We start from the raw sequence: 11,799 nt of genomic DNA on the forward strand, positions 1-11,799 counted from the left end.
TCTGTGTTTAGTTGGGGATGTCCTGCTGCGCTGGACCGGGGGTCTCCTCCCCCTTGATGGGGGACGAACCAAAGGAGGGGGAGATTGGATGGCTCAACCTGCTGAGATAGGGGATTCCTGTGCCTCGGTCTGCCCTTGAGCTGGTGCCGGGGTAATCGTCACCCTCTCCCCTGCCCCTCTCCCATCAAGGGAGAGGGGATTATCCCGAGTGTAGCCTCCAGCCTGGTTTTCCAGACCGCGAGCGTTTACCAAGACCAAAGGCGGCTTTTCAATCCATATTTTTTTGTCATTGGCCTAACACCAGCAAAGAGTCCAAATGATCGGGTACATAAGTTGAAGGCAAGCGGAATGGCAACGAGGATATGCGTCCCTCAATGCTGAGGCTCCTGCTTGACGAACGGTGAGGGTAGCCAGATTTTATGTGTTTCAAACACACAACTTCGCCTCACTGATCTTTTTTGCTCGTTGGGACCCTCGTGAATCAAGAACGAAGAAGCGAATCGGACGAACCTCATCGGAGCTGTTGCGGCATCCTCCCACTGGGTACCGTCATTGCAGCAGGTGAGCTGCATCGTTCGCTATCCCATTCCGACAGAGCAAATTCCCCTTCGGAGGCGAAATGAAGACCGCCTCTAACTTCGCCAAGTACGCTTTTGGCGTTCTCATCTACAACCTTTTCGTGATCGCTTGGGGTGTTGCCGTTCGTGCGACGGGATCGGGCGACGGGTGTGGACAGAACTGGCCCAATTGCGATGGCGCGGTCATCCCGATTTTCCACGACGCGGCGACCTTCCTTGAGTATGGTCACCGTGTCTCCACGATGATTTCTGGCTTGCTCGTGCTTGGAATGATGGCATGGGCAATCGTCGGCTTCCCGAAAGGCCACATCGTTCGCAAGGCTTCCGCGGCAACGCTTTTCTTCCTCATTCTCGAAGCTCTTATTGGTCGAGAGTTGGTGATGAAGGGTTATGTCGTACACGACACGTCTGCGATGAGGGTGTTTTGGCTGTCGGTTCACCTTCTGAACACGCTCGTTTTCATTGGGTGTATCGCTGCAGTAGTCTTCTGGGCAAGCGGACATGCAACACCCAAGTTCAAGGGTCAGGGAGCGATTGGCTGGGCGATTGGTGCGGCAATCCTTGGCATGTTTGTGCTTGGCGTGAGCGGCGCGATGAGCGCCCTCGGCGACACGCTTTTCCCGAGCGACGGGCTGCTTAACGGCATCAAGCAAGATTTCACACCGGGCGTACACTTTCTGGTCAGCCTTCGTCCGCTTCACCCGCTGATTGCGACCTCTGTGGCTCTGTATATGATTCTGTTGGCAGGGTTGCTCGTGAAATTCCGACCCAGCGAACACGTAACGCGTGGCTCGAAGTGGGTCGTCGGATTGGTCATCGTACAGATGGCGATTGGAGTGGTCAATCTCCTGTTGCAGGCTCCGCTCGTGATGCAGCTGCTTCACCTTCTCGGTGCCGATCTGATGTGGCTCGCCTTCCTTTATCTGAGCATGTCGGCACTGGCGAGCAACGTTCAGCATACAGAGGAGTTCACAGAGGATCAGGAGCAGGCCCCAGAGCTGCATGGCATGGACCTCGTGAAGGCTTATGTTGCCCTCACTAAGCCCCGAGTCATCAGCCTTCTCCTCTTTACGACCTTGACCGCGATGATCATGGCGGCAGGCGGGTGGCCGGGCGTGACCCTCTTTAGCATCGTCGCCATCGGCGGCTATATGGCAGCCGGTGCGGCGAACGCGATTAACATGGTCATCGACCGTGACATCGACCGGACGATGAAGCGCACAAGCAAGCGTCCGACGGTTACCAGCGCGATCCCTGCGACGAATGCGCTGATGTTTGGCTTTGGGTTGGCGGCACTGTCATTTGTTCTGCTGTGGCTGGGTGCCAACCTGCTTTGCGCGATCATGGCGCTGGCGGGGCTTGTCTTCTATGTGATCGTTTACACGCTGATGCTCAAGCGCCGAACCTGGCACAACATCGTGATCGGCGGCGCGGCGGGCTCGTTCCCCCCGATGGTTGGGTGGGCAGCAGTCACAAACGATCTTTCGGCATTTGCGTGGATTCTTTTTGCTCTGATTTTTGTCTGGACGCCGGTACACTTCTGGGCGCTGGCTCTCATGATCAAGGACGATTACGCAAAGGCGGGTGTGCCCATGTTGCCCGTGGTTCGAGGGGAGCGTGTCACGGTCATTCAGATCATGATGTATGCGGTGCTGACCGCGATAATCAGCATTCTGCCCATGTTCATGAAAAACGTCGGCCTCCTTTACGTGGGCGTCGCCGTCCTGCTCAACGTGGGACTCTTTGTGAAGTGCATCGGATTGTTCAAAACAACCGAGCGTCCACAGGCTCTCAGTTTGTATAAGTTTTCTATGACATACCTGTTCGCGCTATTTTTGACATTGGCGATTGACCGCATTGGAGGCTGGTGATCGGGTAGTGTTTGTGCGATTTGACGGCGAGATGACGGATTTGATGAATAGATGCGCCGATGGCGTGGTAGAAAAGTCGGTCCTTTGGTCCGGCTTTTCTGCAATGACAGAGGACGAAGTTTAGGGGCTCCAGATATGGCTCAGATCTTTAAAGAAAGCTCGAATGTGATGGCAAAGCTTAGCTTGATGCTTGGCGCGACGGCGCCGATCATCTTGCTTTACGCGGGGTCAACGATCACGCGGTCGCCCGCGAACACCAAGGCAGGCGTTGCGCTTAACCAGCCGGTGCCGTTTAGCCACAAGCACCACGTGTTTGAGTTGGGCATCGACTGTCGGTACTGCCACGTTGCCGTCGAGAAGTCTGCCGTCGCCAGCGTCCCCACCACAGAGACGTGTATGAGCTGCCACTCTCAGATTTGGACGAACTCGCCGCTGCTGGAGCCTGTGCGAAAGAGTTACGAAGATGGGACGCCGTTGGTTTGGAACAAGGTCAACAAAGTTCCTGAGTTCGTTTACTTCAACCACTCGATTCATATTGAGCGGGGCATCAGTTGTAACCAGTGCCACGGCGCGGTTCAAGAGATGACGATGACATCGAAGGCACAGGCGTTCTCGATGGACTGGTGTTTGACCTGTCACACCGAGCCAGAGAAGTATCTGCTCAAGCCGGAGCAGATGTTGGCGCATCCTCACGAGCCAATGAAGCCGGACAGGAGCAAATTTCACAGCGCTAAGGAGTTCGATGCAGCGATGGAGGAGTATCCGAAGGAAGTTGCCAAGTATCAGGCCGCTGTGGAGACTTATAAGAAGGACATTCAGATGTCTCCCCGACAACAGGTTTTTGAGCTTTATCACATGTACCAAAGAGGGGACCGGCTTACGCCGCGAGGATACGACCTCACCAAGGGCTTAACGCACTCACTTTCGAGCGACGACCTTAAAGAGGGGCGTGAACTTGTCAAGAAGTACAAGGTCGAGAACGAGCAGCTCAGGGACTGCTACATCTGCCACCGTTAGGCGCAAAGGATTGAGCATGGACAACAGGAAGGAAGGGTTCAATTTAGAGGAGATCAGGAAGCGTCTCCAGGGCTCGAAGGGTAAAGAGTTCTGGCGCAATCTTGATCAGGTTGCGGAGACTCCCGAGTTTCGGCGATGGGCAGACGACGAGTTCCCCGAGCGTCAGAGCATGCTCGAAGTGGACCGTCGGTCGTTTATCAAGCTGATGGGAGCGACGATGGTGATGGCCTCCCTCGCCGGATGCCGCCATCTCCCTGAGGACAAGATCGTTCCTCGCGTGGTCGCGCCCGAGGATCAAGTTCCTGGGAAGCCGCTTTCTTACGCCACGGCGATGACGCTCAACGGCTTTGCGAAGCCGCTTTGGGCGACGAGCCGGTCGGGACGACCGGTCAAGCTCGACGGAAACGGAGACCATCCGGCGAGTTTGGGATCGACCGACGTTCTCGGTCAGATGGCGATTTGGACGATGTACGACCCCGACCGACAGCAGGTCGTTCAGGAAGGGCCTCTGCCGAGTTCGTGGGATTCGTATTTTGCCGACGTTCGCACCAGCCTTGAGCAAAAGCGAGATGCGGGCGTTGCCATCCTTACGGGAACGGTGACCTCGCCGACACTCGCGGCGGTCATCCAAAAATTCGTCAGCGCCTACCCAAATACAACTTGGCACCAATACGAATCCACCAGCCGAGACAACGTTCGCGAAGGCTCAAAGATGGCGTTTGGTGGTTATTACGAAGCGGTTTATGACTTCAAGAACGCCGATGTCGTCTTCTCGCTCGACGCTGACTTCTTTGCCACTGGGCCAGGCAACGTTCGATATGCCCGAGACTTTGCCACACGAAGACAGGTCAGCCCATCTCCAGACAACCTGAACCGGATGTATGCGGTGGAGAGCACCCCGTCTATGACGGGAGCCGCTGCCGATCACTTTGTGGGTGTCAAGCCAAGCCAGGTGGAAAGCGTGGCGTTTGCCATCGCCTCAAGACTGGGAGTCGACGTCGCCGGGGCAAAGACACCGATCGACGGCGTCTTTTTGGATTCTGCAGTTGCTGACCTTCAAGCTGCTGGTTCACGCGGTTTGGTGATCGCTGGCGACCATCAGCCGCCGGTTGTCCACGCGCTCGCCCATGCCATCAATGCCACGCTCGGCAGCGTTGGCACCACCGTACGCTATATCGCCTCGCCCGAAGTTCGACCCGAGAACCACACCGCGTCGATTAAGGCGCTCGTGGATCGAATCGCCGCACAGAAGGTTGATCATCTGATCATCCTTGGCGGCAATCCGGCTTACACAGCCCCGACGGATATCGACTTTGCTTCGGCGATGCGGAAGGTTCACAAGGTTTCTTACCTTGGACTTTATGCGGACGAAACTGCGAACGCCCTCACTCCTGAAGGAAGCACGGGCGGCGGACGCTGGTTCCTGCCTTCGACTCACTTCTTGGAAGAATGGGGCGACGCACGCTCCTTTGATGGCACCTTGACGAGCATTCAGCCGCTGATCGCACCTCTTTATGAGGGCAAATCGGCGACTGAGCTTTTGCTGAGTTTGATGGGTGACCCGCGCAAGGTTCGCGATGTGATGCGCGAGACGTGGAAGTCGTGGCTTCCGGCAGGCAATGCCGAGCACGAGTTTGAAAGAGTGCTGGAAGTTGGCCTCTTGAAGGGCTCTTCAAGCCCACAGGTTAGCGTCAGTCTTGCGGGCAGCGCGAGCGCATGGCCAAGGACAGCGCCGAGCAACAACCCCGAACTGCTGGTGCTTCCCGACCCTACCATCCACGGTGGTGAATTTGCGAACTCGGGCTGGGCGATGGAACTGCCGATCCCGATGACATCGCTGTGTTGGGACAACGCGTTTTACATGTCGGCTAAGACCGCCGCCGATTGGGGTCTCGAATCGAACGATGAGATCAGCCTGACGGCGAACGGCAACGCTACAAAAGGTCTTGTCTGGGTTCTGCCCGGACATCCGAACGGGGTTGTGACCGCCCATCTGGGATATGGGCACAACTGGGGACGTATCGCCGAGAGCGTCGGATTTAATGCGGGGCGCTACCGCACGACGGCGGCGATGAGCATCTTGCAGATTGAGCGCCCGCCCAAGAAGCTCCGCCGGGTGGGCGGAACGGACGCGCTCTGCACCATCCAAATGCACAACCAGATGGAGGGTGGAGACCTGGTGCGGTCGGGAACGGTTGCGGAACTGAAGACCAATCCGGCCCTGACTCCCGAGCATCACCACGACTTTGGCGAACCCACGCTCTACAATGACAAGGAGTTTGAGTACGACGGTTACAAGTGGGCGATGACGATCGACCTGAACCTCTGCATCGGTTGTGGAGTGTGTACGATCGCTTGCCAGACCGAAAACAACATCCCAACCGTCGGCAAGATTCAAGTTCAGCGCGGACGTGAGATGCACTGGATTCGTGTGGACCGGTACTACACTGGCCCGGACGACCACCCTGGGCAGGTGGTGTTTCAGCCGGTGCCATGTATGCAGTGTGAGAACGCGCCGTGCGAGCCGGTCTGTCCGGTCGCGGCGACCACTCACAGCAAAGAGGGCCTTAACCAGATGGTTTATAACCGCTGCGTTGGAACTCGGTACTGCTCGAACAACTGCCCCTACAAGGTGCGCCGGTTCAACTATCTGAACTTTGGAGACCGCGAGGATTATCCAAGCTACGACATGCACGACATGGAAGATCAGAAAGAGCGTCCGAAGGCACGACGACAGAATGCGCCTTCGCTCAAGCTGCTGAACAACCCTGACGTGACCGTGCGCGGACGCGGTGTGATGGAGAAATGCACCTACTGCGTGCAGCGCATCAATGCAGCAAGGATCGATGCGAAGAAGCAAGGTCGCAAGATTGAAGACGGCGAGATTTTGACCGCGTGTCAGCAAGCCTGTCCGACTCATGCGATCACCTTCGGCGACATGTCCAACCCGAATTCGGCAGTTTCTAAGACACGAGCGGATGGCCGCAACTACGTGCTCTTGAAAGAAGTGAATACCCGACCGCGAACGAGCTATCTCGGACGCGTCAGAAACGTAAACCGCGCACTGCATGAGGCCGAGATGGCCATGATGCCCAAGGAGGAAGGCCACTAATGGCAAAGGCATTGCAAGACCAGGAACAGTTTGAAAAGCTGATAACCGGCCATCAGACGTACGCTTCGATTGAAGACTCGATCGACTCTGTCGTCCTTGACCAGCAGCGCCACAAAAAAGTCTGGTACATGGCCTTTCTGATGGCCTTTGGTGGCGTGAACGCGCTCGTTCTCGCCGTTGCTTACCTGGTTTACATGGGTATTGGTATCTGGGGCAACAACCAGCCGGTTGGCTGGGCGTTCGATATCATTAACTTTGTCTGGTGGATTGGTATCGGCCACGCGGGAACGCTGATTTCGGCGATTCTTCTTCTGCTGAGGCAGCAGTGGCGTAACTCCATTAACCGTTTTGCCGAGGCGATGACCCTCTTTGCCGTCATGTGCGCGGGAATGTATCCACTCCTGCACACGGGTCGTCCGTGGGTTGCCTACTGGCTGTTCCCCTATCCTAACTGGATGGGCTTGTGGCCTCAGTTCCGCAGTCCGTTGGTGTGGGACGTCTTTGCGGTTTCCACCTATATCACCGTATCTGCCCTTTTCTGGTTCATCGGCCTGATCCCCGACTTTGCGACGCTTCGAGACAAGACGAAAAAGATGTTCGTGAGGAAGATTTGGGGGCTGCTTGCGATGGGTTGGCGAGGCTCTTCCCGCCACTGGCAACGATACGAAACGGCTTATCTGATTCTTGCTGGACTTTCGACTCCGCTGGTTCTGTCGGTTCACTCTATCGTGTCCCTCGACTTTGCGCAGTCTATCGTCCCCGGCTGGAACGTCACCCTGTTCCCGCCCTACTTCGTCGCTGGCGCGGTGTTTGCCGGATTCGCGATGGTTATCCTGCTTGCGGTGCCCACTCGAAAGTGGTACAGCCTGGAGCACCTGATCACGATGAAGCACTTCGACTGGATGGCGAAGATTATGCTCGCCACCGGCTTGATCGTGTGTTACGGCTACTTCTGCGAGGTGTATTACGCGTATTACAGCGGCGCGAAGTTCGAGCTGCAGCTGATGCACTTCCGACTGCACGGACCGTATGCGTTCCTTTACTACGCTCTGTGGGTCTGCAACTGCGTTTGTATCTTGCCGCTATGGATTCCCAAGGTGCGCAAGAGCATTCCGGCTCTGCTGGCGATCTCTGGCGCGGTCACGATCGGTATGTGGCTGGAGCGATTTGTCATCATCCCGATGTCGCTGACGCGCGACTATATGCCGTCGGCCTGGGGCAACTACTACCCCACGTTCTGGGACTTCATGATGTTTGGCGGCACCATCGGCTTCTTCATCTTTATGATGCTGCTGTTCGTGCGGTTCATCCCGGCGATCAACATCTTCGAAATGAAGGACCTTCTCCACAAGCTGCTCCACAACGACAACGGACACGGGCACGGAAAGGGCAAGGATCATGGGCACGGCCCGATGGCTCCTCAGCCCGCCGGAGGTGGAGAATGAGATTAGGATTCAAACTCGTGGAGGTTATGCAGCCATGCATGTAGAAGCGCCTAAGAACCCCGTTCACGGAATGATCGCCGAGTTTGACGGACCGGACGAGATTCTGGAAGCTGCCGTCAAGACCAAAGAGGCAGGCTTTAAGAAGATCGAGGCTTACACGCCGTTTCCAGTTCACGGGCTTGCCGACGTTATCGACAAAGAGGATCACCGCGTGAAGTGGATCATCTTCCTTGGCGGCGCTATGGGCGTGGCGGCGGGCTATGGTCTGCAGTATTGGGTTTCGGTTTATGCGTACGCTCACAACGTGGGTGGAAAGCCGCTCCAAAGCTGGCCCGCGTTCATCCCGATCACGTTTGAGTGCATGGTTTTGTTCGCATCGTTCGCGGCCGTGATTGGCATGCTTGGCCTGAACGGCCTTCCCCGCCCCCATCACCCAATCTTCAATGCAAAGAACTTTGAGTTTGCCTCGCGAAGCAAATTCTTCCTTTGCGTGGAGGTTGAGGATGAGAAGTACGACCGCGATGAGACGGAGGCTTTCTTGAAGGGTCTCGGCGCAAAAGAGGTCTCGGAGGTTCTCAATGGCTAAAAAGGTTTTGTGGAATGTCCTCGCGCTCACGGGCGCTGGGTTGGTTCTGGCAGGCTGTCATACCGATATGTGGCGGCAGCCCAAGACCATGCCGCAGACGCAAAGCGATTTCTTTACCGACGGGCAGTCTGACCGTCCGACGGTGGCTGGCACGGTCCCCCGAGGGAAGTTGAAGACAGAGAACGAGATGGGCGATGGGCGCGATGCCAACGGCAAGCTCCGAGCAAATCTTCCCGAGTTCCTCACCATCAACGGTGAACGTTTGAGCACCAAAACCGACCTCGCGAAGATTCTTGAGCGAGGACAAGAGCGATTTATGGTTGCTTGTCAGCACTGTCACGGAGAGCTTGGAGACGGGCAGGGGATGATCGCCAAGCGCGGTCTGTCTCTGCGCCGAACGGTCGCGACGTACCACTCCGATCGACTTCGCGAAATACCGATTGGACATTTTTACGAAGTGATGACCAAAGGTTACGGCGTGATGTTCTCGCAGGCTCCGAGGGTGGAGCCCGACGACCGATGGGCCATTGCGGCTTACATTCGCGCGCTGCAGATGAGCCAGAACGCCAACGAAAACGACTTGAACAAGGATGACAAGGCCAAGATTGAAGAATCGAACAGGGAGATCAACACTCGGCAGAGGCCAAGTCTGGGTTAAGGGATGAGCATGATCATTAGCAGTCAAAACCACGCAAACGCGATAGGCGCAAAGAAAGCGGCCACCGCAGCGGCTTTGCTCTTCGTGATCGGCGGAGGGATCGCCGCGTCGATGGCGCTGTCGGACAAGTCGTTCATGCACAGCTACTTCTTTGGGTGGCTGTTCTTCACCTGCTTGACCCTCGGTTGTCTTGGCGTCACCTTACTGCATCACACCATTCGTGGGGCTTGGGGCCTGAGCGTTTTGCGACTGGTTGAGGCGGGCGGAAGCCCGGCGGCCTTTGCCGCGATGCTGGTGGGCTGGATTCCCATCGCCCTGAGTACAAAAGTGTTTTATCCTTGGGCCGATCCGGCGAAGGTTGCTGGGGATCACGTCTTGCAGTACCGGTCGGAACTTCCGTTTGTGATGCAGATGACCCAACAGCCGTGGATGACGCGAACCATTGTCTGTTTTGCGATCTGGATGGGGCTGGCGTACTACCTGCGAAAGTCTTCTCACGCGCAGGATGGCGAGCAAGATGCGGCCAAGGCGAACAAGATGGCTCAGGCACGGACGAACATCTCCGCGCCCTGTCTTGTTCTTTTCTTCTTGACAGGCACCGTCGCCTTTACCGACTGGGTGATGTCGATTGACGCTCACTGGTTCTCGACGATGATGCCTGCTTGGTTCATCGTCGGCTCCGTACTCACCGCGCTTGCTTTGTGCAACGTGATCGTGATGTCGAACGCGAAGAAGGAGCCGTATTCGGAAGTGATGAACAAGGGTCTGAGCAAGGACCTGGGCAACATGCTCTTCGTGTTCAGTCTTCTGTGGGCTTACACTTCGTTTAGCCAGTTCGTGATTATTTGGGCCGGTAACCTGCCCGAGCTCACGACGTTCTACGTGACCAGAACCAGGCCGGTCTGGCAGAGCATTGGAGTGTTTCTTATCTTGGGACAGTTCCTGTTCCCGTTTATCAGCCTGATGTCACCGAAGTCAAAAGCCAACCCGAACATCCTCAGGAATATCGCACTTTGGGTTCTGCTCGTAAGATTTGTCGACGTTTACTGGATCGCCATTCCGTTCTTCCGGCCCGATTTTGGAGTGCAGATTGGCGACATTGTGGCGCTGGCGGCGTTTGGAGCGCTGTGGACGCTTGTGTTCAGCACAATGCTCCTCAAGGGCAACCTACTGCCAACCCACGACCCGAGACTGAAGGAGGCTTACGCTCATGCATGATGTCGATCCCGAAGCTATAAATGCCGAAACGCGGCCCGAGCTGGGCTATGACCATCGCGATGCCAACTGGAAGACGGTTTGGAAGATCTACCGGTGGTATTCGATCTTTGCGACCGTGATGGTGGTGATTTCGGTGGGCATTCAGTGGACGCTGACAAAGACGGCCCCGGGCAAATCGTACCGAGCCGAGCACACGATGACGCCTCCGCGAGACCCTAATCCTGTTCTGCAGTCGAGCGAGCAGGCAAAGCTTGATATCACAAACATGCGGCGCGACGCCAAGAAACGATTGGAATCGTTTGGGCAGGACGTCGTGACCAAACAGACATGGATACCCATCGACCGGGCAATGGAGCTCACGGTCGAAAAGGGCATCAACCCACCCGCGAAGGAGAACAGCAACTAGCCCAACAGAGAAGAGACCATGTTTAACACAGATCAGTTCGTAGGGATAAATTGGATTCGAGGGGCAGCGGTTTTCGCTGTTACGGGGGCAGCCTTTATGGGCTGCGCGCAATCCGTCGAAGACCTCAATCCCCAGAACAGGATCGCATTGGTTGAGAAGGTGGGAGAGAGCGTTCCTCTGGACACGCCCTTTATGAATGAGGATGGGAAGACCGTCAAACTGAGCGAATACTTCGGCGAGCGACCCGTTATCTTGATGCTGATGTTCTATCAGTGCAACGGCAGCTGCATGCTCATCAAAGAGGGCGCGGTGAAGGGCCTCGGGGCGATGAAGTATCGCATCCCAGGCAAGGATTATGAGCTCGTCGCCATCAGCATTCACCCGAAGGAGACTCCAGAGCTTGCCAAGGCCAAGAAGGCAGAGTGGCTCAAAAAGTTTAAGCACGGGGAGGGCGCCGAAGCTGGCGTTCACTTCCTTACAGGCAAGTTGGAAGACATTCAGAAAGTCACGGATTCGGTGGGCTATACCTTCCACTACAACGAGCAGCTTAATCTGATCACCCACCCGGCGACGTTGGTGTTCATTACCCCCAAGGGCCGGGTTTCAAGCTATATCTCGGGTGTGACCTACCCCCAAAGATTTGTCATGGCAAATCTGGATAAGGCAGCCAAGGAGATCATTTCCGAGCCCGAACCGGAGTTGATTCTTTGGGGATGCCTCCAGCACGACCCAAGAACAGGAAAGACCACGATCGTCGTCGAGCGCGTGATGAAAGTTATGGGGATGGCGACTTTGCTGGTTCTGTTCGGATCGATCATCATCATGTCGAAGAAGCACAAACGACAACCGCTTTATGTTGAGAATGTCCCTGAGCAAGGAGGCGCGCCAGACTCGGAGAGCTAGGGGCG

9 protein-coding genes are annotated in these 11,799 nt (G+C 56.2%); all 9 read left to right on the forward strand.

Annotated features, from left to right (window positions below):
• The first annotated feature begins 619 nt into the window (after positions 1-619).
• The 9 genes from KF784_03470 to KF784_03510 all read left to right on the forward strand — a co-directional run bounded on the left by KF784_03470 (position 620) and on the right by KF784_03510 (position 11,794).
• The gene (locus KF784_03470; protein ID MBX3118098.1) at positions 620-2,449 is read left to right on the forward strand and encodes a heme o synthase; all 1,830 of its coding nucleotides are present in this window, start codon (positions 620-622) and stop codon (positions 2,447-2,449) included.
• Between the two features lie 135 nt (positions 2,450-2,584).
• Positions 2,585-3,466 (forward strand): cytochrome c3 family protein, encoded by an 882-nt coding sequence (locus tag KF784_03475; protein MBX3118099.1) that lies wholly within the window; start codon positions 2,585-2,587, stop codon positions 3,464-3,466.
• A 16-nt stretch (positions 3,467-3,482) separates the two neighbouring features.
• The gene (locus KF784_03480) at positions 3,483-6,578 is read left to right on the forward strand and encodes a TAT-variant-translocated molybdopterin oxidoreductase (protein MBX3118100.1); all 3,096 of its coding nucleotides are present in this window, start codon (positions 3,483-3,485) and stop codon (positions 6,576-6,578) included.
• Positions 6,578-8,023, forward strand: coding sequence for a polysulfide reductase NrfD (gene nrfD, locus KF784_03485; GenBank protein ID MBX3118101.1), 1,446 nt, complete (start codon positions 6,578-6,580; stop codon positions 8,021-8,023). The genes KF784_03480 and nrfD overlap by 1 nt, the downstream gene beginning before the upstream one ends.
• 34 nt (positions 8,024-8,057) lie before the next feature.
• Complete coding sequence (locus KF784_03490; protein ID MBX3118102.1) at positions 8,058-8,609, forward strand: DUF3341 domain-containing protein; 552 nt, start codon at positions 8,058-8,060, stop codon at positions 8,607-8,609.
• On the forward strand, positions 8,602-9,267 hold the full coding sequence (locus KF784_03495) for a cytochrome c (protein ID MBX3118103.1): 666 nt from the start codon (positions 8,602-8,604) through the stop codon (positions 9,265-9,267). Before KF784_03490 ends, KF784_03495 begins: the two co-directional genes overlap by 8 nt.
• A 9-nt stretch (positions 9,268-9,276) precedes the next feature.
• Positions 9,277-10,485, forward strand: coding sequence for a hypothetical protein (locus KF784_03500; GenBank protein ID MBX3118104.1), 1,209 nt, complete (start codon positions 9,277-9,279; stop codon positions 10,483-10,485).
• On the forward strand, positions 10,478-10,891 hold the full coding sequence (locus KF784_03505; GenBank protein ID MBX3118105.1) for a hypothetical protein: 414 nt from the start codon (positions 10,478-10,480) through the stop codon (positions 10,889-10,891). Before KF784_03500 ends, KF784_03505 begins: the two co-directional genes overlap by 8 nt.
• Positions 10,892-10,909: 18 nt before the next feature.
• Positions 10,910-11,794, forward strand: coding sequence for an SCO family protein (locus KF784_03510; protein MBX3118106.1), 885 nt, complete (start codon positions 10,910-10,912; stop codon positions 11,792-11,794).
• Positions 11,795-11,799 lie beyond the last annotated feature (5 nt).

The sequence above is a fragment of the Fimbriimonadaceae bacterium genome, assembly GCA_019638775.1.
Taxonomy (GTDB): domain Bacteria; phylum Armatimonadota; class Fimbriimonadia; order Fimbriimonadales; family Fimbriimonadaceae; genus JAHBTD01.